The organism is Mammaliicoccus sp. FSL K6-3158, from assembly GCF_038005105.1.
GTDB lineage: Bacteria > Bacillota > Bacilli > Staphylococcales > Staphylococcaceae > Mammaliicoccus > Mammaliicoccus sciuri.
Map to the genome: position 1 here is coordinate 1405257 of NZ_JBBOSL010000001.1, position 24499 is coordinate 1429755.

General features: G+C 32.6%; 25 protein-coding genes and 1 riboswitch. Of the genes, 23 read left to right on the plus strand and 2 right to left on the minus strand.

Annotated features, from left to right (window positions below; translation table 11 throughout):
• Nucleotides 1-99: 99 nt before the first annotated feature.
• From resA to MHH94_RS07115, 6 genes are all read left to right on the plus strand, one after another.
• Nucleotides 100-636: a thiol-disulfide oxidoreductase ResA gene (gene resA, locus MHH94_RS07090; protein ID WP_058592335.1), complete on the plus strand. Its 537-nt coding sequence runs from the start codon at nt 100-102 to the stop codon at nt 634-636.
• A 13-nt stretch (nt 637-649) separates the two neighbouring features.
• Complete coding sequence (resB, locus tag MHH94_RS07095; protein WP_078355815.1) at nt 650-2293, plus strand: cytochrome c biogenesis protein ResB; 1644 nt, start codon at nt 650-652, stop codon at nt 2291-2293.
• Nucleotides 2286-3503: a c-type cytochrome biogenesis protein CcsB gene (gene ccsB, locus MHH94_RS07100; RefSeq protein WP_048539765.1), complete on the plus strand. Its 1218-nt coding sequence runs from the start codon at nt 2286-2288 to the stop codon at nt 3501-3503. The genes resB and ccsB overlap by 8 nt, the downstream gene beginning before the upstream one ends.
• Before the next feature lie 27 nt (nt 3504-3530).
• Nucleotides 3531-4238 carry a response regulator transcription factor gene (locus tag MHH94_RS07105; RefSeq protein ID WP_025907062.1) on the plus strand — a complete coding sequence of 236 codons (708 nt, stop codon included), beginning with the start codon at nt 3531-3533 and terminating at the stop codon, nt 4236-4238.
• The gene (locus MHH94_RS07110) at nt 4238-5980 is read left to right on the plus strand and encodes an ATP-binding protein (protein WP_081047118.1); all 1743 of its coding nucleotides are present in this window, start codon (nt 4238-4240) and stop codon (nt 5978-5980) included. The genes MHH94_RS07105 and MHH94_RS07110 overlap by 1 nt, the downstream gene beginning before the upstream one ends.
• Before the next feature lie 74 nt (nt 5981-6054).
• Nucleotides 6055-6184: riboswitch (FMN riboswitch) on the plus strand.
• 78 nt (nt 6185-6262) lie between these two features.
• The gene (locus MHH94_RS07115) at nt 6263-6811 is read left to right on the plus strand and encodes an ECF transporter S component (RefSeq protein WP_058592338.1); all 549 of its coding nucleotides are present in this window, start codon (nt 6263-6265) and stop codon (nt 6809-6811) included.
• A 41-nt stretch (nt 6812-6852) separates the two neighbouring features.
• Here the strand turns inward: MHH94_RS07115 and MHH94_RS07120 are convergent, their stop codons facing one another.
• Nucleotides 6853-7101: a ferredoxin gene (locus MHH94_RS07120; RefSeq protein ID WP_016913182.1), complete on the minus strand. Its 249-nt coding sequence runs from the start codon at nt 7099-7101 to the stop codon at nt 6853-6855.
• A 104-nt stretch (nt 7102-7205) separates the two neighbouring features.
• Here MHH94_RS07120 and MHH94_RS07125 point away from each other — a divergent pair, with 104 nt between their 5' ends.
• The 5 genes from MHH94_RS07125 to MHH94_RS07145 all read left to right on the plus strand — a co-directional run bounded on the left by MHH94_RS07125 (nt 7206) and on the right by MHH94_RS07145 (nt 13143).
• Nucleotides 7206-8162 (plus strand): helix-turn-helix domain-containing protein, encoded by a 957-nt coding sequence (locus tag MHH94_RS07125; protein ID WP_119469594.1) that lies wholly within the window; start codon nt 7206-7208, stop codon nt 8160-8162.
• Entirely contained in the window at nt 8143-9516 is a 1374-nt protein-coding gene (locus MHH94_RS07130) for a RecQ family ATP-dependent DNA helicase (RefSeq protein ID WP_106417538.1), read from the plus strand. Before MHH94_RS07125 ends, MHH94_RS07130 begins: the two co-directional genes overlap by 20 nt.
• 77 nt (nt 9517-9593) lie before the next feature.
• Nucleotides 9594-11072: a LysM peptidoglycan-binding domain-containing protein gene (locus tag MHH94_RS07135; protein WP_340840352.1), complete on the plus strand. Its 1479-nt coding sequence runs from the start codon at nt 9594-9596 to the stop codon at nt 11070-11072.
• 24 nt (nt 11073-11096) lie between these two features.
• Nucleotides 11097-11735 (plus strand): CBS domain-containing protein, encoded by a 639-nt coding sequence (locus MHH94_RS07140; protein ID WP_058592342.1) that lies wholly within the window; start codon nt 11097-11099, stop codon nt 11733-11735.
• 421 nt (nt 11736-12156) lie between these two features.
• Complete coding sequence (locus MHH94_RS07145; RefSeq protein ID WP_048539772.1) at nt 12157-13143, plus strand: YpdA family putative bacillithiol disulfide reductase; 987 nt, start codon at nt 12157-12159, stop codon at nt 13141-13143.
• Between the two features lie 45 nt (nt 13144-13188).
• On the opposite strand, the gene MHH94_RS07150 is transcribed toward MHH94_RS07145, so the two are convergent.
• Nucleotides 13189-14157 carry an asparaginase gene (locus MHH94_RS07150; RefSeq protein ID WP_058592343.1) on the minus strand — a complete coding sequence of 323 codons (969 nt, stop codon included), beginning with the start codon at nt 14155-14157 and terminating at the stop codon, nt 13189-13191.
• Nucleotides 14158-14231: 74 nt separating this feature from the next.
• Between MHH94_RS07150 and cmk the strand changes: the two genes are divergently transcribed.
• From cmk to aroC, 12 genes are all read left to right on the plus strand, one after another.
• A complete protein-coding gene (cmk, locus tag MHH94_RS07155) occupies nt 14232-14885 on the plus strand; it encodes a (d)CMP kinase (protein WP_025907081.1) in 654 nt (217 codons plus the stop codon).
• A gap of 78 nt (nt 14886-14963) precedes the next feature.
• The gene (gene rpsA / locus MHH94_RS07160; RefSeq protein ID WP_048539774.1) at nt 14964-16121 is read left to right on the plus strand and encodes a 30S ribosomal protein S1; all 1158 of its coding nucleotides are present in this window, start codon (nt 14964-14966) and stop codon (nt 16119-16121) included.
• A gap of 127 nt (nt 16122-16248) precedes the next feature.
• Nucleotides 16249-17559, plus strand: a complete 1311-nt coding sequence (gene der, locus MHH94_RS07165; protein WP_025907085.1) for a ribosome biogenesis GTPase Der — start codon at nt 16249-16251, stop codon at nt 17557-17559.
• Nucleotides 17560-17578: 19 nt separating this feature from the next.
• A complete protein-coding gene (locus MHH94_RS07170; RefSeq protein WP_048539775.1) occupies nt 17579-18583 on the plus strand; it encodes an NAD(P)H-dependent glycerol-3-phosphate dehydrogenase in 1005 nt (334 codons plus the stop codon).
• 17 nt (nt 18584-18600) lie between these two features.
• Entirely contained in the window at nt 18601-18807 is a 207-nt protein-coding gene (locus MHH94_RS07175) for a DUF2768 domain-containing protein (RefSeq protein WP_025907089.1), read from the plus strand.
• Entirely contained in the window at nt 18800-19525 is a 726-nt protein-coding gene (locus MHH94_RS07180; RefSeq protein ID WP_058592345.1) for a hypothetical protein, read from the plus strand. The genes MHH94_RS07175 and MHH94_RS07180 overlap by 8 nt, the downstream gene beginning before the upstream one ends.
• A 127-nt stretch (nt 19526-19652) precedes the next feature.
• Nucleotides 19653-19925, plus strand: a complete 273-nt coding sequence (locus MHH94_RS07185) for an HU family DNA-binding protein (protein ID WP_016912122.1) — start codon at nt 19653-19655, stop codon at nt 19923-19925.
• A 131-nt stretch (nt 19926-20056) separates the two neighbouring features.
• The gene (locus tag MHH94_RS07190; protein WP_058592346.1) at nt 20057-20527 is read left to right on the plus strand and encodes a hypothetical protein; all 471 of its coding nucleotides are present in this window, start codon (nt 20057-20059) and stop codon (nt 20525-20527) included.
• Nucleotides 20528-20567: 40 nt separating this feature from the next.
• Nucleotides 20568-21272 (plus strand): demethylmenaquinone methyltransferase, encoded by a 705-nt coding sequence (locus MHH94_RS07195; protein ID WP_048539778.1) that lies wholly within the window; start codon nt 20568-20570, stop codon nt 21270-21272.
• 12 nt (nt 21273-21284) lie between these two features.
• Complete coding sequence (locus tag MHH94_RS07200; RefSeq protein ID WP_078355810.1) at nt 21285-22247, plus strand: polyprenyl synthetase family protein; 963 nt, start codon at nt 21285-21287, stop codon at nt 22245-22247.
• 75 nt (nt 22248-22322) lie between these two features.
• Nucleotides 22323-22775: a nucleoside-diphosphate kinase gene (ndk, locus tag MHH94_RS07205; protein ID WP_025907103.1), complete on the plus strand. Its 453-nt coding sequence runs from the start codon at nt 22323-22325 to the stop codon at nt 22773-22775.
• A 554-nt stretch (nt 22776-23329) separates the two neighbouring features.
• A complete protein-coding gene (gene aroC, locus MHH94_RS07210; RefSeq protein WP_340840367.1) occupies nt 23330-24496 on the plus strand; it encodes a chorismate synthase in 1167 nt (388 codons plus the stop codon).
• The last annotated feature ends 3 nt before the right edge of the window (nt 24497-24499 follow it).

Consider the following 24499-nt stretch of genomic DNA (forward strand, 5'->3'; position numbering starts at 1 on the left):
AATAATGCCACTAAACTGCTTTTTAGTCATGATATACTAAACAAAACACCATAACATTGCATATGTATGGTTTTTTTATTGTGTTAGGGAGGATTTTAAATGAAGAAAAAACAGAAGACTGTACTCCAAATTGTTATAACAGCAGTAATCTTAATTGCAATTATATTTACAGTTTGGTCCAGTCTTACGAAAGATAAGGATAAAGTAGCGCAAGTTGGAGACGATGCGCCACTTTTTGAACTCCAAACAGTTGATGGGAAAAAGGTTAATTTAAAAGATTTACGTGGGAAAGGTGTTTTAATTAACTTTTGGGGGACTTGGTGTGAACCTTGTAAACGTGAAATGCCTGAGTTGGAAAGACAATATCAAAACTACAAAGACAAAGGTGTTGAAGTCGTTGCGATACATGTCAGAAATAATCCTCAACAAATCAAACAATATTTAAGTTCGTTAAAAGAAACACCAACATTCACAGTTGCGATGGATAACGATAATTTAGTAACAGATGCATATGGTATCAATCCATTACCAACTACGATAACGGTTGATAAAGATGGTAAAATAAAAACAAAGCATACTGGTGAACTTTCTAAAAAGCAAATCATAGAAGAAATGGAAAAGGTCAAAGTGAAATAGAGGGGGATTTAAAGTGAGCAACAAGCAAATTGTTTGTGAGTGCGGGCATAAGAACCCAGAAGGAACTCAATTATGCTTAAACTGTGGTCGCTTAATAAATGACGACTATGATAAGAAAAAGACAACCGACGTTATGCGTTACGATGGGCAAGCGATACGTTCAAAAACGAAAAACAGAACAATATTAGATCGCATATGGAATTTCTTCGCTTCAATCAAAACAGGTGTTACGTTACTCGTGTTAACCGTCATAGCAGCTTCAATCGGAACAATATTCCCGCAAGAATATTTTATTCCGATGAACGTGAATCCAGAACAATATTATTATGAACATTATGGTTCTCTAGGTTTACTATATTATAAACTTGGATTCCACAATTTATATAGTTCATGGTGGTTCTTAATTCTGTTAGGTTTAGTAGCGTTCTCTATTATTACATCAAGTATTGATAGAGGGATACCTTTACATAAATCTTTGAAAAATCAAAGAACGAAAAAGCACAGTTCATTCTATAAACGTCAAAGATTAAACTTACATTCAGATGATCAAGTTAATCTAGATGAAATAAGTCAATCTTTTAAAGATAAAAGATACAAAGTTAAACAAGATGGGAATCATATCTTACTTGAAAAAGGACGTTTATCTAGATACGGTCCTTATATCAACCATACTGGTTTAATCATTTTATTATTTGGGGCAATGTTAAGATTCTTACCAGGCTTTTACTTAGATGATATGGTCTATGTGAAAGAAGGAGAAACTAAACCAGTACCTGGTACAGATAGAGGCTATTATATAAAAAATAATGACTTTATATATGAAGAATATGATCAAAAATCTCAATCCAATACAAACCCTGAATCAATTGACCCAAGTTTAAACAAAATTGCTAAGAACTACGAAACAAAAGCTACTTTGTATAAAAACAGTCAAGAAGAAGTGATTGGGTCAGATGCTAATCTAAAAGAAGTCGCTTCAGATTCAATTAAAGTCAATCATCCATTGAAATATGATCACTTACAATTTTATCAAAGTAGCTTTGACAACTCATTGTTAAAAGATATGACATTTAACTTAAAAACAAAAGATGGTAAACCTTTAGGAAAACCATTTACAGTTAATTTGGAAAGTCCGAAAAAGATTTATAAAATAACTGATGATTTAACAGTTAAGTTAAGAAGTTATGCACCCGATTACGAAAAAATAGAAAATGGTGTACTTGCAACTAAATCTCCAAATCCAAATAATCCAGCTTTTGTGTTTGAAGTAACTGATAAAGGTAAACAATCAGAATTTAGTTTCTTAAGAATTAAAGAATCACAAGATATATCTAAAGATAATAAATACGATGTGAAATTTGCGAATGCAACAAATCAATGGGCAACAGTGTTGGCAGTGAAGAAAGACTTAACACTTCCAATATTATTTACAGGTTTCGTTATCTTCTTATTAGGTTTAGCAGTTGGATCATATATTAACCATAGACGTATTTGGATTAATACTGATAACGGTGAATTTAATATCGCTGCACATACAAATAAGAATTATTATGGTTTCTCAAAAGAGATTAACCAAGTCTTAGATAAACATCACATTTCACATATAGAAGATACTAAACAAGACATTCACGAAAGTAAGGAGGCAAACAATGGATAAAGATATGTTTTTAAATATTAGTAATATTAGTTTATATTCTGCTTTTATTTTATACTTAGTTGCGATTGTCCCATATTCATTTTCAATCCGTTCACCTAAGAAAAGAGCAGAAAAAGTAGGGGTGACATTAACTGTCATCGGCTTTGTATTACAAATTCTATACTTTATTACTAGATGGATTGCTGCGGGACATGCACCAGTAAGTAATATGTATGAATTCTTAACGATGTTTGGCATTATGATGGTAGGTGGCTTCCTCGTTATTTACTCTATATATAAGACACCTATTTTAGCGCTATTCGTATTACCAATTGCGATGTTGTTAATTGCATATGCAAGTATGTTCTCTAGAGATGTTTCGCCGTTAATTCCTGCGTTACAATCTAGTTGGTTAGCAATTCACGTTATAACAGTAACGATTTCATATGGTATTTTATCAATCAGCTGTATAGCAGGATTAATTTATTTATTTGCAGCTGTTAGTCCAGAAGAAAAATCTATACATAGTTTCTTTGTAGAAGTCATTATGTATTTCATTGTTATTGTAATTGGGTTTATATTAACAACGATTATTATGAAAGATATCGTTGGTTACGATGACACTTATTTCTTTATCGATAAAAATGATAATAACTCTGTTCAACATTATCATCTTCCAGCATTTGTAACACAACAAGATAGTTTACTTGTAGATCATGTTTCTGGTAGTGATTATGAACCAAAAGAAAGAACAGATATCTTAAAATGGAGCAAGATTGAATTACCTGCTGTTATCAATTCACAAAAATTAAACACAGTTGTTTGGTCAATTGTAGTTGGTACAGTCTTGTATGGTATACTAAGATTGATTTTGAAAGGCAAGACTTTGTTTAGTCTTATCAAACCACTTACGAAAAAAGTCAATCTATCCTTGATGGATGAAATAGGGTATCGTTCAGTAATCATTGGCTTCCCATTATTTGCACTTGGCGGAATATTATTTGCTAGTATCTGGGCACAAATGGCTTGGAGTAGATATTGGGGCTGGGATCCTAAAGAAGTTTGGGCGCTTATAACATTCTTATATTATGCGATATTCTTACATTTAAGATTAGGTAAAGGTTGGGAAGGCAGAAAATCAGCATGGTTAGCTGTTGGTGGCCTTGCAATCATTCTATTTAATGTTATTGCCGTTAACTTAATAGTAGCTGGTTTACATTCTTATGCTTAAAAAATGCTAGAAGGGAGTCAACGAAGCATGACAGATCGTATTTTAGTAGTAGATGATGAAGATAGAATTCGAAAATTAGTTAAAATGTATCTCGAAAGAGAAGGTTATGAGACTGATGAAGCGGATAATGGCCAAGATGCCTTAGATAAAGCTTTAAATGAAGATTATGACTGCATATTGTTAGACTTAATGTTACCTGAAATAGATGGAATTGAAGTTTGTAAGAGAGTAAGAGAAACAAAATCAACACCTATTATTATGCTAACAGCTAAAGGTGAAGAAAATAATCGCGTTGAAGGTTTTGAAATTGGGGCAGATGATTATATTGTCAAACCATTTTCACCTAGAGAAGTTGTCTTACGTGTAAAAGCATTACTAAGACGTACAACGAATCATTCAATGGTTAATCAAACTAATACAGCTAAAGATTTAATTGTATTTGAAAACTTAGTCATTGATAATGACGCACATCGCGTATTAGCAGATCAAAAAGAAGTGAATTTAACGCCTAAAGAGTATGAATTATTATTATATTTAGCAAAATCACCTGATAAAGTATTTGATAGAGAGCAACTGTTAAAAGAAGTTTGGCACTATGAATTTTATGGTGATTTAAGAACAGTTGATACGCATGTTAAAAGATTGCGTGAAAAGTTAAATAGAGTTTCTGAAGATGCTGCACAAATGATTCATACTGTATGGGGCGTCGGTTATAAATTTGAGGTTCCTGAATAATGAATCGGTTAAATAGTGTTGTTGTAAAACTGTGGTTATCTATTATTTTAATAGTAACGACAGTTTTACTTTTATTAAGCGGATTTCTTATAACTTTCTTACAATCTTATAATACATCTACTACAGGTGAAAATTTGTATAATAATGCAAGCAAAATAGAACGTTTATTACTGAGTTCACATGAAAAAGCTTCAGCTATCGATTATGCAAGAGAACTCGTTGAAGACCCAGCCGGACTCATTATCGTTAAAAATAGCGATGATCTAACAGCAAAGTCTGAAGATCCGTTAAAAGAAGTTATGATCAACGAGATTAGAACAAATCATGCATTCGATAAAGTGTTTAACGAAGATAAACATGTATTGAAAGAAATCAATTTAACTTATAACAGTGAAAAACATCAATATATTTTATTAGGATATCCTTCTCAAGCTTTTCCTGAAGAAGATGCAGGTATCTTTTTATTCCAAGATATCAATTCCATTAAAGAAGCTCAAAATGTTGTCACACTTAGTATACTTGTTTCAGCCATTATATTGTTAATCGTGAGTACGGTCTTTGCATTCTTCCTTTCAAACAGAATAACGAAACCTTTAATTCAACTGAAACATGCTGCCTTTAAAGTTGCTAAAGGTCACTATACTGAAAAAGTACCAATTTATACGCGTGATGAAATAGGCGAGCTCGGTTTAGCATTTAATAAAATGAGTAAAGATATACGTACTAATATAGATGATGTTAAATCAAAAAATAATATACAAGAAAAACTCATTAATTCAATGATAGATGGTGTGCTAGGCATCAATGATAAGAATGAAATCATTATTTCTAACTCCAAAGCTGACATATTCTTAAAAGAAGTAAAAGAGTTTAATCATGTTGATATATCTACTCAAAGAAATGACACATTTAAAGAAAAGAATACGCAGTTTTTCGAATACGAATTGGGTCATAAATATTATGTCGTGATATCAACATATATAAATAGTATTCAAAATGATGGTTCATCAGGTATAGTCGTAATCATTCGTGATATGACAGACGAACACCATATGGATCAAATGAAAAAAGACTTTATCGCAAGTGTTTCACACGAATTAAGAACACCAATTTCTATGTTACAAGGTTATACTGAGGCAATTGTTGATGGTATTGTAACAGAGAAGAAAGATGTAGATGATTTCTTATATATTATTTTAGATGAGTCTAAAAGACTAAGTAGATTGATAAATGAATTATTAGAAGTCGCAAAAATGGATGCTGAAGGTATAAAAGTTCATTTAGACGAATTTAATATTTCTACATTAATGAACAAAATTGATACTAAATTCTTACCGCAAGCTAGAGAAAATGGATTGAATTTATCCGTTAAACATATTGGAAATCTTACAAATTGGTATGGTGATAGTGATCGTGTCGAGCAGATTTTAACAAATTTAATCGATAACGCGATTAGATACACACATCAAAATGATTCTATTAATGTCGTCTTTGATGATACAGATGAAGAAGACTTTGTTATAACAGTCCAAGATAGTGGCGTAGGTATCGCAAAAGAACATTTAGATCAAATATTTGATCGTTTTTATAAAGTAGATGCTTCTCGCACAAGAGGTAAACACGGAACAGGACTTGGTCTCTTTATCGTTCAAAAAATTATAGATGCACATCATGGTACGATTAAAGTCGATAGTAAAGAGGGTGAAGGCACTCAATTTACAATAACTTTACCAAAAGTTTAATTAGTTGAGTTATTTAGATGAAAATACCTGACCAATGTGCTAATATATATTTTGTAATTAAAACTAAATAAAAAATTCATCTTCGGGGTTTGGTGAAATTCCATACCGGCGGTTAAAGCCCGCGACCCAATATATGTATGTATATTGGCTGACTTAGTGAAATTCTAGGGCCGACAGTTAAAGTCTGGATGGGAGAAGATGGAGGAAAAATCTAGTCTTGGCTAGGTTTATTTTGCGATAATTTTTCCTCCTATTCTTACGAGATGAATAGGAGGAGTTTATATGTCTAACGATAACAAAACAAAACGCTTACTTACTGTAAGTATGCTCATCGCAATCAGCTTTATTTTGATGTTTTTGAAATTTCCATTGCCATTTTTACCACCATATTTAACAATGGATTTCAGTGATATTCCTGTGCTTGTCGCAACATTTGCGTTTGGTCCAGTTTCAGGTATATTAGTAGCATTATTTAAAAACGTATTGAATTTCTTAATTGTGTCTCATGAACCGATTGGAAATACGGCTAACTTTTTAGCATCAATATGTCTCGTAATTCCAACTTACTATTTCTATCGCATAAAAAAAACAAAATTATTTATGGGATATGGATTAGCAGTTGGTACAATCTTGATGACAATTCTCATGAGTTTAATGAATTACTTTGTTCTATTACCTTTATACGGACAAATTATGAATCTTGCAGATATCGCACATAATTTAAAATTAATCGTATCTGCCGGTATTATTCCATTCAATTTAATTAAAGGTATTGTCATTTCAGTCATATACATTTTAATATTTGATAAACTTAAATCTATTATAAAATAAAGAAAGGCTAGGACCTCGCGTCCTAGCCTTTCTCATATATATTATTCGAACTTAAGTGCGTCTCCGTCGAATGATTCATCTGCTATTTTAATTGAATCTGTCGGACAACCTTCGAAAGCATCTTCCATATCTTCTAATAATTCCTCTGGGACAGCTTCGATTCCCTTATTGTCGTCTAGTATTACGTAGGCGATTCCCTCATCATCATAGTCGTATATATCAGGGGCAGCTGCTCCACATGCGCCACATGCTATACATGTATCCATATCTACTATTGTGTATTTAGCCAAAATTTTCGCCTCCTTTAAAAAACATGCTACACTTATTATACATACTTATTTTAGTGATAACACTTATATATTTCAACATATTTATGTTATTTGAGGTGACTTATTTGAAACAGATTATACTGAAAACCCTTTCCATAAAGCATGAAAACAAAACTGATAAAAGTATTTATAATATTTTAATCGGTAAAAAGACCCATCAAACATATTTTGATGCAACGATTGAACATTTAAAATTGTATTATGGCTGTTTGCCAAATTTGAAATTTGAACAATTCGAACAAATTATTAACGAACCTATAGAACATATTGATGAGCCAATTATAGGCGACTTTTTCTATAGTCAGGCCATTCAATCTGTTAATACAATCTTATTATTAACTCAGATGATTAGTCAAAAAAAGCATAACCATTTAACGTATCAACCGATCATCAATGATAAAGAGATACAATTTAAAGCTAAAGAAATTTATGTATTTATTAAAGAAATAGGTGAAGATCATTTTATAGAAGAAATTTATCAGTTATTTGAAGACATGAATACATACTTCCAAACAATTTATATTCACTATTTATTAGCAGGTTTTCGGGAAACGCCTTATACAATTGAACAAATTTCATTGATTGAAGAAATTGGTATAATGGATTTAAGAGAACATTTAGTAGAAGAATATCAATTTATCCAAGTAGCGATACAAAATAAAGAACGTTATCCAATATTATCTCAGATTAACTATCAACCGATGTTAAACCAACAAACGTTCACTACATATGAATTATTAAATCGCACATATGATATGGATCAACTCGCAAATATTAAACGTGTTAAGACACATACAATTCACGACCATATTATAGAGATGTACATTAAAGGTTATTTAAATGATAAGAATTTATATATTAGTGATGACCAATACGCAAGATTTGTAGAAGTTATTCAACAAACACCTAATCAAAATTTAAAATTTTACTATGAAGCGTTAAATGATTTTACATATTTCGAAATCAAACTCATGTATGTTTTGTATGTAATGGAGGGATTAAATGCTACAACAAGAACTTAAAAAGTATTTTGGATATGATGATTTTAGAAGTGGGCAAGAGGAGACAGTCCAAAACATATTAGACGGCCATGATGTGTTGAGCATCCTTTCAACTGGCGCTGGGAAAAGTTTGTGTTATCAATTGCCAGCTTATATAACAGGGGGCAGAGTGCTCATTATTTCTCCACTCATTTCTTTAATGGATGATCAAGTCGTTCAAATGAAATTAAATGGTGAGAAGAATGCTGTTGCGATCCATTCTGCTATTGATAAAAAAGAAAGGACAGACATATTTAGAAACTTATCAAATTATCAATTTATATTTTGTAGCCCGGAATTTATATATGAAGAACATAATTTTAAACGCTTTAAATCTATTGGTTTTAAGTATATTGTTCTAGATGAAGCACATTGTCTAAGTGAATGGGGCTTTGATTTTAGGCCACATTATGCACTGATTTCAAAAGTCACACAATACTTTAACCAAGCACAAGTTATCGCGTTATCTGCGACTTTGACAGAAAAGATGATGCAAGATATAGAAGTGATTACAAAGCGCCAATTTAAAATACATAAAGAAGGACTCAATCGTTCAAATATTATGTACCATCATGTTAATTTTGATGATGAAAAAGAAAAAGATCATTATCTATTAGACACTATAAAAGACTCAGGACCAACCATTATCTATGTGTCATCTAAGAAGAAATGTCATGAATTAGCTGAATTGATTTATAAAGAAGGATTTTTAACAGGGATTTATCACGGAGATTTAAACTACCAAGAAAGAACAACTGTACAAACACAGTTTATTAATAATGATATTAAAATCATCGTCGCTACAAGTGCATTTGGAATGGGTATTAATAAACAAGATGTACGAACCGTTATTCATTACCATTTACCTACGTCACCTTCAAAATATGTACAAGAAGTAGGACGTGCAGGGCGTGATGGCGAAGCTTCTCAAGCAATTAGTTTATTTACATCAAGTGATATTCATATTTTAAGCCATTTAGCTAATGAGCATGGAATTGATATAGATATGCTTAATTTATTCGAACAAGGGTATCAACTAAATGAGGAGATATCTAAAAATATCCAGTATCTTCTTGAATTATATCCACTTAACCAATTAAAAGAGAAAATCCAAGCTGAGCAGAACCAAAAACAATATGCATTTAGTTTTATGAGAAATTATATTCAAATCGATACATGTAGACGCACGTATTTAATGAACTATTTTAATGAACATGTGACTCAAGATAATCATTGTTGTGACAATTGTAAGAATGCAAATTTATTAAAATTACCAAATATAAAAGAAGTTAAATACAAAACCTCTTATAAAAATAGATTAAATGCAATATTTTAATAGGATTGCTTTACTTGGTAAGTTCAACAAGGATATAATAAAGTATAATTCAATATATACAAAAAGATAATGATGAGGTGAGTTTATTGTCTAAAGATAATTTTAAAGACGAATTCGAAAAAAGTCGTCAAAAGATAGAACGACCTGAAGACAAGACACAAGAAGTAGAAAGTAACAACGAAGAGGTAAACGATCAAAGTCAGCCAAATCGAAAAGAAACAGACAACCAAAAAGAAGATAAGAAAGAACAAAGTAAACAAGAACAACAATACCCACCAAGAGGCGCGCTTAGAAGACAACGTAGAAAAGAAGAAGCTAGTAAACAGAAATCAAATGAAGAACTACCTAAACAAGAAACACCAAATAATGAAGATAAGTCGTCTAAAAAAGCTGGTGCAGCGGGCGCTGCAGGTGCAGTTGGTGCTGGAGCGGCAGGCGCAAGTGCTGCTAACGCCAATAAAAACACTCATAATAATAAACCAAAACAAAAAAGATCTTTAACAGATAAACCCGAATCTAAGGATCAACAACCTAAAAATCAAAATGATCACAAAAAAGCTGCAGGTGCAGCTGCTGCTACTGGTGCTGGCGCAAGTGCCGCAAGTAATTCTGCAAAACAGAATAACCCTAAAGATCAAAACAAAAAAGAGTCTCAAAAAGACAAGTCAAACGGTAAAAAAGGTGCAGCTGCTGGAGCTGCCGCAGTTGGTGCTGGTGTAGCAGCATCTGCTTCATCAAATAATAACAACAAACAAGAGTCAAACAGTAAAGATAACAAAGATAAGCAATCTAAAAACAAAAAAGGTGCAGCAGCAGCGGGTGCCGGAGCAGTTGGCGCTGGCGCAGCAGGAGCGGCAGGAGGCGGATCAGCCGGTGGAGGTACACCACCAAGTAATGGCAGTGGTGGACAAAACGGTGATGATAACAACTCAAATAAATTCAAGAAAGCACTTGTTCCAATAATAGCTGCAATACTTATACTTGGTGCACTTGCCTTATTCTTAGGTATGTACTTAAATGGTGCAAATAAAGATAATGGTAAAGAAATTGCTGAAAAAACAGAGCAAACTAATAGTGACGCTAAGAAAAAAGCCGATGAACAAGCTGAAAAAGATAGAGCTAAAAAAGAAAATGAAGATAAAGCGAATGAAGACTCTGACAAAAATAGTAATTCAAGCGACTCAAATAATGCTTCTAAAAATAGTTCAGACGAAAGTAATTCAGATTCAAACGCAAATACTAATGAAGATAGTCAAAGCAACCAAGATCAAAACAGTGACGACAGCGTAAATCAATATAATGATAGCGCAAGTAATGAAGATGTACAAAATGCAGCTGATGATGCAGCCAACAACCAAACAAATCAAAATACACAAAGTAATCAAAACCAAAATCAGTCTCAAGAATCACATACTGTAACTGGTAAAGAAAACTTATACCGTATTGCGATACAATATTATGGTAGTGGATCACCAGAGAATGTAGAAAAAATTAGACAAGCAAATGGTATTTCTGGCAATGAAATATCTCAAGGTCAGAATTTAGTAATACCATAGACATAAACAAAAGGGGATGGCTTTATGTATTTAACGAACATCATGATACCAAAAGAAAAATGTTATATCGCGAATCCGAAAGATGCTATTCACTCAGCACTTGATAAATTAGAACATCATGGTATAGATGGGTTACCAGTAGTTGCTGATGGAAAGTATATTGGAATGATCACGAGATATAGTATTTTTAGACATTACTTCTTCAAAAAAGAAAATGTCTCAAGGGATGAATTTATTGAAAGTACTAAAATTGAAGAAATCTTAACGTTAGATTTACATTCATTAAATGCAAACCAAGTAGTAGAAGAATCACTACTTAATCTGCAAGATTTTCCAATATTAGCAGTTGTAAATGATGAGAAAGATTTTCTTGGTATCGTAACAAGATATGATGTTATGGAACAATTTAAATCAGCATTCGGTATGAAACAAAAAGGAATCCGTATTGCGATTACTTCTTTAGAAGCTGAAGGCAGAATTAAACGATTATCAAGTATCATTGCGAAATTCAAGCTCAACACAATTTCATTTGTAACATTTGATGAAACAGATAAAATGTATCGCAGAATGATCATCAAAGTTGAGAAAACAAATAATTTAGACAAATTCATTAAGTATTTAGGAAAAAATGGTTTCAAAGTACTTGATGTATCAGAAGAATAAATTAAGTAAGAACCTGAACATGTGCATTGTTCAGGTTCTTTTCATTTTAGTGGTGTTGAATATGTTGGTGTGGCAGCCTTTTTGAACACTTCTGCCTAAACTTGTTCGTAACGAGGGTTTTAGTTACAAAAGTCAGTCGAAATGTCACTAAGGACAGCTATAGTTACAAAAGTCGGCCGAAGTGTTACTATGGGCATCCTTAGTTACAAAACTACTCAGAAGTGTTAATACTGGTATCCTTATTTGCACCTTCACCCAAAACTGCTCGTAACAACCCCAGTATTTGCACTTCTCACTCAACTTTCTTTTAACAACTGATCACGCTTCAATCCCAATCTTTTCATATATTCAGTTTCATTTTATTTTACTAATCTCTCATTATTGATATAATGATTGAGGATATTATAAGGAGTGAAAGTACATGCAAGAATATGAAAGCTTAATAATCGGTGGTGGCCCTTGTGGATTGAGTGCAGCAATCGAACAGAAGAGAAAAGGTATTAATGCTGTCGTGATTGAAAAAGGTAATGTTGTAGATGCCATTTATCATTATCCTACTCATCAAACATTCTTTTCTTCTAGTGATAAACTTGGTATTGGTGATGTACCATTTATCGTGGAAGACTTAAAGCCTAAAAGAAATCAAGCACTCGTTTATTATAGAGAAGTTGTTAAACATCACCAACTTGATGTAAGAACTTTTGAAGAAGTATTAGCTGTTAAAAAGGTTGATAATAGATTTTTAGTATCAACAACTAAACAAACGTATAAAGTTAGATTCTTAACAATTGCTACTGGTTACTATGGTCAACCAAACGAATTAGAAGTAGAAGGTCAAGAATTAAGTAAAGTGATGCATTATTTCAAAGAAGCTCACCCGTACTTTAATCAAGACGTTGTTATTATTGGCGGCAAGAATTCAGCTGTAGATGCAGCAATTGAATTAGAAAAAGCAGGTGCAAATGTAACAGTCTTATACCGTGGATCAGAATACTCTAAAAGTATTAAACCATGGATATTACCTAACTTTGAATCATTAGCAAAACATGAAAAAATCACGATGCATTTTAACAGTGAAGTAGAACGTATCGATGAAGACACGCTTACATTCAATAAAGAAGGTAAATCATATACAATTAAAAATGACTTTGTCTTTGCTATGATTGGTTATCACCCTGATTATAAATTCCTAGAATCTTGTGGCGTAGAAACAATTACAAATGAATTTGGAACTGCACCTTCATATAATAAAGATACAATGGAATCGAATGTTGAGAATTTATATATCGCTGGTGTTATAGCTGCTGGTAACGATGCTAACACGATATTTATAGAAAATGGTAAATTCCATGGTGGCACAATTGCTCAGGATATTGAAAGAAAAAAGCAAACGCCTCTAGAATCATAAAAACAACCATGTTATTGGACAATTAGCCAGTAACATGGTTATTTTTTATGCAAAATATTCAACTAAATCTTCTTTAGATAAATGATTACTTAAACCAACAAGTAGTTTAAGACGTGCTTTCTGTCCATTTAATCCGTTTGATAATATAATACCCATTTGTTGAAGTTGGTATCCGCCGCCTTCATATGCGTAAATACCTCCTACAATTCCATTAAATGAACGTGAAACCATTACAACCGGAATATCAGCATCGAGCAAGTTCTGAATACCTTGTAATGAAGTTGGTGGCATGTTGCCTTGACCTAGCGCTTCAATAATTAAGCCATCGTATTGTTTTTCTACAAAGAAATCTAATAAATCACTTGATAAATCCATGTGAGCTTTTACAATGCCTATTTTGATATTCGGATTGATGCTTGGATATTTTTTATATGGAAAAGGTTGATGATGGAATATGACATGCGTCTTTGTAACACTGCCAATTGGTCCATAGTTTGGACTTTGAAAAGTGCTCGTGTTTGACGTATGTGTTTTTGTTACATTCTTAGCTGTATGAATTTCATCATTGAATACAACCATAACCCCTTTATTTTGCGCATCATCTGTAGATGCTACTTTTAACGCTGAAACATAATTGTATAATCCATCTGAACCTATTTCATTTGAAGATCTCATGGCACCTGTTAAAATAATAGGTAAGTTCGTATCTATTGTTAAATCTAGTAAATACGCCGTTTCTTCTAAAGTATCTGTCCCATGTGTAATCACAAATGCATCATATTCATCTCGTTCAATTGATTGCGTAATAATATCTTTCAATTGATTAATATATTGATTATTCATATGTGGGGAAGGTACTTGGAATGGATTTATTTCTGTAATATCACCTAGAGATTGTATAAATGCTTGATGTCTATGCATCGGATGTTCAGCATTTGTTTCTACTTTACCTGTATCTTTATCTTCAGACATACTAATTGTTCCACCAGTATGTATAACTAATATTCTCTTCATTTCTTTCCTCCTATTCATATGATTATAATTTATGATAAAATATATAAGATTAAAGAACAAGAGAGGTTATACAAATGAAGAAAATAAATATCGCAATAGATGGTCCAGCAGCAGCTGGTAAAAGTACAATCGCTAAACTCGTAGCGCAACATTTTAATATGATATATGTGGATACAGGCGCTATGTATAGAGCGATTACACTTTATTATATTGAGCAAGGCTCAGAAGACTTTGACCATCTTGTTAAAGAAATTGACTTAAAAATCGTATTAGATAACGGTCAACGTGTTATTTTAAACGGTAAAGATGTTTCAGAAAGAATCAGAGAAAATGATGTAACCGAAAAAGTTTCATATGTGGCCTCAAAAGAACCTGTAAGAACATTTTTAGTAGAAGAACAACAAAGATTAGCAGATGAGAAAAATGTCGTAATGGATGGTAGAGATGTCGGTACAACAGTATTACCTGACGCAGAATTAAAAGTATACATGATAGCATCAGTTGAAGAGCGTGCTATTAGAAGATTTAAAGATAATGAATTACGTGGCATCGAATCTGATATCGAATCATTAAAGATTGATATTGAACGTCGTGACCAATATGATATGAATCGTGAAATCTCACCTTTAGTGAAAGCAGAAGATGCTATTAGTATCGATACAACTGGATTGTCAATTGAAGAAGTGACAAATAAGATTGTCGAACTTGCAAAAAGCAAAATGGTCTAAATAGTTCGAATTTCTTGACAATTTAGCCGCTTTATAAGAAGTTATTATTATGATATTTATTTAAAGGAGGCAATTTTGATGACGGAAGAATTCAACGAATCCATGATAAATGAAGTGCAAGAAGGTGACAAAGTTAAGGGTACTGTACAACAAGTAGAAGATAAACATGTAGTTGTGCATATAGTGGGTGGTAAATTTGATGGCATCATTCCAATTAGCCAACTGTCAACTCAACACATCGAAACAGCTAACGAAGTCGTCAATATTGGTGATGAAATCGAAGCATTCGTAACTAAAATCGAACAAACTGATGAAAGCGGTCATTATATATTATCGAAACGTAAATTAGATGAAAATCTATCATACGAAAAGTTACAAAAGATTTTAGAAGATGACGACACAATCGAAGCTGAAGTAACTGAAGTTGTTAAAGGCGGTTTAGTCGTTGATGCTGGTATTAGAGGCTTTATTCCAGCTTCATTAATCTCTGTGAACTATATTGATGATTTCTCTGACTATTTAGGTAAAGTATTAACACTTAAAGTTGAAGAGTTAGATCAAACAAACAACAGAGTCATTTTAAGTCACAAGAAAGTTGAACAAGAAGCATTAAGTTCTAAAAAAGAAGATTTACTCAATAATATTTCACAAGGTGACGTATTAGAAGGTACTGTCGCTAGAATTGCGAACTTTGGTGCATTCATTGACTTAGGTGGCGTAGATGGACTTGTACATGTATCTGAGTTATCTCACGATCATGTTAAATCACCTGACGAAGTCGTAAAAGTTGGGGATACAGTTAAAGTTAAGGTACGTGCTGTTGACAGAGAAGCAGAAAGAATTTCTTTATCTATTAAAGATACGTTACCAAGCCCATTTGAACAAATCGATTCACAATTTACTGTTGGTGATATCGTACCAGGTAAAGTCGTGCGTTTAGCTCAATTTGGAGCATTTGTAGAAATTGCGCCTGGCTTACAAGGTTTAGTTCATATTTCTCAAATAAGCCACGAACACATCGGTAATCCTGACGAAGTATTAGAAAAAGGACAAGATGTACAAGTGAAAATTCTTGCTGTCGATAAAGATGAAGAAAGAATTTCTTTATCTATTAAAGATACAATCGAACAAGAAACTGATTTTGATGAATCATATTTAAACCAACAAGATACAGATGATGACAATCCTACTTTAGGTGATGTCTTCGGAGATAAATTAAAAGATTTTAAATTATAATATGTGTATATATAAGAGACTGGAACATAATGAAATGTTTCAGTCTTTTTTAGTTTTTTAATTCGATAGGCTAAACAGTCATCATATGTTAAAATAGAAAGGATTATGAAAGAGAGGAAGTAGGTTTATGACGAAACCCATTATAGCAATTGTAGGTAAACCAAATGTAGGGAAATCTACAATTTTTAATAGAATTATAGGCGAGAGGGTATCTATCGTTGAAGATACACCAGGTATAACGCGAGATAGAATATATTCAAGTGGAGAATGGTTAACACATGACTTCAACTTAATAGATACAGGTGGAATAGATTTAGGTGATGAACCTTTCCAACAACAAATAAGAGCACAAGCAGAAGTAGCAATTGATGAAGCGGATGTTATTATCTTTATGGTTAACGGCCGTGAAGGCGTAACTCAAGCTGATGAAATGGTCGCTAAAATATTATACAAATCAAATAAACCTGTCGTATTAGCAGTCAATAAAATTGATAATCCAGAAATGCGTAGTGAAATTTATGACTTTTATTCATTAGGATTTGGTGAACCATTCCCAATTTCAGGTTCACACGGACTAGGTTTAGGTGACTTATTAGATGAAGCAGCTAAACATTTCCCTGAAGATGACGAACCAGATTATGATGATGAGACAATTAGACTATCACTAATCGGTCGACCAAACGTGGGTAAATCTAGTTTAATCAACGCTATTCTTGGAGAAGAACGTGTCATTGTTTCGCCAATTGCTGGTACAACTAGAGATGCAATCGATACAATTTATACTTATGATGATCAAGAATATGTATTAATTGATACTGCAGGCATGAGAAAGAAAGGTAAAGTATACGAAAGTACTGAAAAATATTCAGTATTACGTGCTTTAAAAGCCATCGAACGTTCTAATGTCGTACTTGTTGTTATCGACGCTGAAGAAGGCATCATTGAACAAGATAAAAAAGTTGCTGGATATGCTCATGAAGCCGGTAAAGCAATTGTCATTGTTGTAAATAAGTGGGATACGGTTGAAAAAGATTCTAAAACAATGAAGAAGTTTGAAGAAAAGGTAAGAGATAACTTCCAATTCTTAGATTATGCACCAATTGCTTTCGTATCAGCTTTAGAAAAATCACGCTTAAAAACATTATTCCCATTAATTACGATGGCAGATGAAAACCATCGTAAACGTGTACAAAGTTCGACACTAAATGAAGTTATTACAGATGCTGTTGCGATGAATCCAACGCCTACTGATAATGGTAGAAGGTTAAATATTTTCTATGCAACACAAGTAGCGATTCAACCTCCAACATTTGTAATATTTGTTAATGATGTTGAATTAATGCATTTCTCTTACAAACGTTTCTTAGAAAATCGTATAAGGGATGCGTTCGGTTATGAAGGTACACCAGTTCATTTAATCTCAAGAAAAAGAAACTAATATTAAAGGATTGATAACTATGACAAATATAACTGTATTTGGTACAGGAAGTTGGGGTACTGCTTTAGCAAATGTATTAGCAGACAACCAACATAATGTATTAATGTGGGGTAAGACTGAAACGACAATTAACGAAATCAACAAGGAACATAAGAATACAAAATATTTAAAAGAAATCACTTTAAATGAAAATATTAAAGCAACAACTGATTTAAAAGATGCTGTCCATCATGCATCTATCTTTATTATAGCTGTTCCGACAAAAGCCATTCGTGAAGTGAGTGAAAACATTAATGAAATCGCTTATGGCAAAAAAGTATTCATCCATGTATCTAAAGGTATCGAACCTGGTACTTTCAAACGTATTTCTGAAATGATTGATGAATCAATCGATAGCAAAATAAATGGCGGTATCGCTGTATTATCAGGACCAAGTCATGCAGAAGAAGTTGCGATTAAACATCCAACAACAGTTTCAGTATCATCTGAAAACGAAGAAGTTGCACGCTTAGCTCAAGATTTATTTATGACGGATTATTTCCGTGTATATACGAACAATGATCTTGTCGGTATTGAAATAGGAGGCGCGTTAAAAAATATTATTGCACTTGCTGCTGGTATAACTGATGGCATAGGATATGGTGACAATGCGAAAGCAGCACTTATGACGAGAGGTTTAGCTGAAATAACACGATTAGGTGTTAAAATGGGCGCTGATCCTATGACGTTCTTAGGTCTTGGTGGTATCGGTGACTTAATCGTTACTTGTACTTCTGTACATTCACGAAATTGGAAATGCGGAAATATGCTTGGTAAAGGGGCTACATTAGACGAAGCATTAGAAGAAATGAATATGGTCGTTGAAGGTGTAAGAACAACAGAAGCTGCTTACAACTTGGCAAAAGAATATGATGTTGAAATGCCAATAACATCAGGGTTATATAAAGTGTTATTCGAAGATTATCCAGTTTCTGAAGGTGTCAAAGATCTTATGGAACGTGACAAAAAGTCAGAGAATATTTAAGCAAGAGGGGTATTTAAATGTTTGATATATCAAGAATGGATTTAATGTGGGTGTCATTTTATTCTATTGGTTTTATGATTTTGGCAATTATACTCGTATATTTATCAAGATTTAAATTAAAAAATAAAATCATCAGTAGTATAACAATGTTTTTAGCAGTCATTTCTCTTATTATTGCTGGTATCTTTATGATTGTTGTATTAGGTGGATCCAGCCATGCATAATTACAAAAAAATATCGTTCTTATTAATATTAAGTACTTTAATTTTGTCAGCTTGTGCTTTTCCTAATAAAGAGAAAGCAGAAAACCAAGTGCCAGCGAAAGACCAATTAAGTATGGTTCAAACAGCGGTAGATGAATACAAAAAGGCGAGTGGTGGATTATTACCTATTAAAGATAGAGATGATAGTTATTCATTATACTTAAAACACCCAGTTGACTTTAATAAATTAAAACCAAAGTTCTTATCTCAATTACCAGGTAATTCATTTGAGAACGGCGGTATTTATCAATATGTAATCATGGATGTCGACAAAGACCCTAAAGTGCATTTAATCGATTTAAGAACGTCAGAAGTCTTAAAAGATATTCGAATTCGAATAGATGCATCAGGTAAACCATTACAATTAGGTAAAAAAGTTGCACCTAATGTATATGAAATTGAATACAAAAAATATGGTTTCAAAAAACAGCCAACTGTTCCAAGTCCATATAGTAATGAACGATTACCAGTATATATGAACGGCGGAAATGATTTTGTTATTGATTATAGATTAGATTTAGCAAAAGCAATTAAAAAAGAAAAATCACTTCCTAAACCAGGTCAAGATATTCGATATTTATTATACAAAGATTCACCGATATTACCGGCTTATTCGCCTGAATTTACAATAAATAGTAAAAATGAGCCTGTTTTTAAATCAAAAGTGAAAAAATATTAATAAAAATATAGAAATTATGCATTTATAGCTTGTAAATCGTTGCAGTGGCACAGGTTGTTGTGTTAAAGTCTTATCATAATGGTATTTATACATATCATTAGATAACCTTTTGGGAGGTGAAATTGAAATGAACAAAACAGAATTAATCAACTCAGTAAGTGAAAAAGCTAATTTAACTAAAAAAGAAGCTGGTCTTGCTGTAGATGCAGTGTTCGAATCAATTCAAAAATCTTTATCTGACGGTGAAAAAGTACAATTAATTGGTTTCGGTAACTTTGAAGTACGCGAAAGAGCTGCTCGTAAAGGACGTAACCCACAAACTGGTAAAGAAATTGATATCCCTGCAAGCAAAGTTCCAGCTTTTAAAGCAGGTAAAGCATTAAAAGATGCAGTTAAATAATTGATTGTATCAAAGCCCTTTTTAAGGGCTTTTTTTATTTGTCTTATTTCTTTATATGAAATGAATATATGCATTTTCAATTCATTTAACTTAGTGTTAAGATATATAGGTGATATTGTTGAGGTGATAAGATGGATAAAATTGAAAAAATTTATAAAAAAGATATTTCTAATTTGTTAAAAGGTGTAGAGAATAGTAATGTACCTGTAGTTAACCCAATCATAGCTGACGTATTAGATGAAATGAACATCGATACTAATGCTAAATTAGCTACATTATCTATTGATGCCTCAATGCGCTTTTTAAATAGAATAGGCGAACCAACTGTTTCTAATCAAGATATCTTAATAGGTGATCTTGTTAGTGCATATTTTTATAAATGTGCTACATTAAATAAAGACCTCGTATTTTTAGATATTATGACTCAAGCAATTAGTAAACAAAATGAATTAAAACAAACGTTGGCTCATGATAAAATAAATCAAGATACAGCTATTATAAAAGAAATAGAATCAATCTTTATTACAACATTGATTGATTACTACAAAATTAATATGGATAAAGAAACCTTGAAAGATCAAATTTATGCATATTATTATTAATGAATAACTACATTTTTAAACTTAAAGGAATGAATAACTAGTGGATAATAAATCGAAATCAGAACACGTACATGAAGTTTTCCAAAATATATCAGGTAAATATGATACATTAAATAATATCATCAGCTTTGAGCAACATAAAAGATGGCGTAAATATACAATGAAACAAATGGATGTTAAGCCAGGTTCTAAAGCTTTAGATGTTTGCTGTGGAACTGCAGATTGGACTATTCAATTAAGTCACGCAGTTGGACCATATGGTGAAGTAGTAGGTATCGATTTTAGTGAGAATATGCTAGAAGTCGGTAAGAAGAAAACAGACAACATGGCAAATATTCATTTAATTCATGGTGATGCTATGAACTTACCATTCGAAGATAATGAATTTGATTATGTAACGATCGGATTCGGCTTACGAAACGTACCCGATTATAAACATGTCTTAAGTGAACTTAAAAGAGTCGTTAAACCAGGTGGTATGGTTGTTTGTTTAGAAACAAGTCAACCAACAATGCCAGTATTCAAACAATTATATAGATTTTATTTCAAAAATATCATGCCACTATTTGGTAAGATTTTTGCTAAATCTTTACAAGAATACAACTGGTTACAAGAATCTGCTGGAAACTTTCCTGGCAAAAAAGAATTGGCAGAAATGTTTGCTGATGTTGGTTACGAAAGAATTAAAGTAAAAAGCTTCACTGGCGGCGTTTCAGCAATGCATTTAGCTTACAAACCTAAATAACAAGGTGATTACATGTATGACAAAACTAAAATTCATATAAATAAAGAAGTAAAAGAAATAGAAAAACAATTGAATAGTTATATAAATAGTGAACAAAACACTATAAACGAAGCTTGCCAATATTTATTAACTTCTGGTGGTAAACGTATACGACCATTATTCACTTTAATTGCAAGTCAATTTGGTGAGCATTATTCAAGAGATGTAATCACTGTAGCAACTACATTAGAACTTATACATATGGCCAGTTTAGTTCATGATGATGTCATTGATAAAAGTGACAAAAGAAGAGGTAAGCCAACTATAGCAAAGAAGTGGGATGTGCAAACTGCAGTTATTACAGGTAATTATTTATTATCACAATCTTTAAATGCAGTTAGCCAAATAGAACATCCAAAGCTTCATGAACAATTAGCAAATGGTATTATCGAAGTATGTCGTGGAGAACTATTTCAATTCGAAGATCAATTCGTTTCCAATCAATCAATAACAAATTATCTACGCAGAATTAAACGTAAGACCGCACTGCTTATTTCACTTTCTACAGAATTAGGTGCGTACGCTGCACGTGCAGATGATGAAACTGTGAACAAGTTAACTAAAATTGGATATTATATTGGTATGAGTTATCAAATAGTAGATGACATTTTAGATTTTACGAGTACTGAAAAGAAACTCGGTAAACCAGTTGGATCTGATTTAAGAAACGGACATTTAACTTTACCAGTCTTATTAAGAATGAAAAATTCAATAGATTTTAAAGCAAGCATTAATGAACTACAACCTGATAGTCCTTCAGAGGTATTTGACGGATTAGTACAAGAAATTATTGCGTCAACAGAATTACAAAAATCTAAAGAAGTGAGTAACCATTATTTGCAAAAAGCAGAAAATTTAATTGATACATTAAATAATGAATCAGGGAAAAAAATGCTATTGGAAATAATTGTGAAAATAAGAGATAGAAACCACTAGAAAGCGCTTGCAAGTATGCGTAGTCAATGATAAACTTATCTTGGATTTACATAAAACAAAGGTAGGGATTACGCAATGGAAAGAACTTTTTTAATGATTAAACCTGATGCAGTACAAAGAAACTTAATCGGTGAAGTCGTTTCACGATTAGAAAGAAAAGGCTTGAAATTAGTTGCAGCTAAATTATTCCAAGCTAATGAAGAATTAGCTAAAGAACATTATGCTGAACATGTTGAGAAACCTTTCTTCAATGATTTAGTAAGCTTTATTACATCAGGACCAGTATTTGCAATGGTAGTAGAAGGTAAGAATGTAGTAGAAGTAACAAGAACACTTGTTGGTGAAACAAACCCTACTAAAGCAGCGCCAGGTACAATAAGAGGGGATTATGGTATCGACTTAGGCAGAAACATTATTCATGGATCAGATTCAAACGAATCAGCAGAACGTGAAATTGGTCTCTGGTTTGATCAATCAGAACTAAATGATTATAAATTAAACAATGAAAATTGGGTTTACGAAAAATAAATACAATAGAGAAGTAGTTCAACGAGAATTTGTTGAACTACTTTTTTTAATGTGGAAGTTCGTATTGTGGGGTATTGGCTGAAATTCGCATGGGTTCGTGGGTTGTTGACGGGTATTCTCGGGGCGGTGATTGGAATTCGCGGGCGTTATGAGTACTTCTAGCTAAACTTGTTCATAACGGGGGTGTTGGTTACAAAACTTGGCCGAAGTGTTACTATGGACAGCCTTAGTTACAAAACTCAGCTGAAGTGTTACTATGGACCGTCTTAGTTACAAAACTACTGAGAATTGTAATTACTGGTCTCATTATTTACACTTCTAACCAAAACTGCTAATAACGCACTCAGTATTTGCACTTCTTGCCAAAACTGCTAATAACGGGATCCAGTATTACCACCTCATAACCGACATGCTCTAAACAACATAAAATTCACACTTATTTAAAATCAAAAAAATCTAAAACTTTATTAAACTATTCGTCTGTTTTTGTTAATTTAACGCGCTAAATATGATATGATTAATTTTATATTTAATTAACAGTAGGGAGAGATAATATGCGTTACTTAACATCTGGTGAATCACATGGACCACAACTAACTGTCATTATAGAAGGTGTACCATCAAACTTGAAAATTGACGTAAACGAGATTAATGAAGAAATGTTTAAACGTCAAGGTGGATATGGACGCGGTCGTCGTATGCAAATTGAAAAAGATTCTGTAGAAATCGTTTCAGGTGTGAGACATGGTTATACATTAGGTAGCCCTATTACACTCATCGTTAAGAATGATGATTTTAAACATTGGAGAAAAATTATGGGCGCTGACCTATTAACTGAAGAAGAGTTAGAAAATATGAAAAGAGTTATCACTAAACCAAGACCTGGCCATGCCGATTTAGTTGGTGGTATGAAATATAATCATAGAGATTTAAGAAATGTACTTGAACGTTCTTCTGCTCGTGAAACAGCTGCAAGAGTTGCTGTCGGTGCAGTTTCTAAAATTTTATTAAAAGCTTTAGACATTGAAATTTATTCAAGAGTTATTGAAATCGGTGGCGTTAAAGACGATTATGAATACACACTTGAAGAAGTCAAACAAAATATTGATCATAATGACGTACGTTGTATTAATGATGACGTAGCTGAAAAAATGAGAAATCGTATTGATGAAGCTAAAAAAGATGGTGATTCAATCGGTGGTATCGTAGAAGTAGTCGTTGAAAATATGCCTGCTGGAATTGGAAGTTATGTTCATTATGACCGTAAACTTGATGGTCGTTTAGCTCAAGCAGTCGTAAGTATTAATGCATTTAAAGGTGTTAGTTTCGGTGAAGGCTTTAAAGCTGCTGAAAAACCAGGTAGTGAAATACAAGACGAGATTGCTTACGATAGTGAAATTGGATACCATCGTTTATCTAATCACTTAGGTGGACTTGAAGGCGGAATGTCAAATGGAATGCCAATCGTCATCAATGGTGTTATGAAGCCGATACCAACATTATATAAACCATTAAACTCTGTAGATATTGACTCTAAAGATAGCTTTAAAGCGACAATTGAAAGATCAGATAGTTGTGCTGTTCCTGCTGCAAGTGTTGTTTGTGAAAATGTTATCGCATTTGAAGTTGCAAAAGCTTTAACTGAAGAATACCAATCTAATCACATTGACCAATTACAAGAAGCTATCAAGAATCATCGTAATTGGAACTTAAACTTCTAGGTG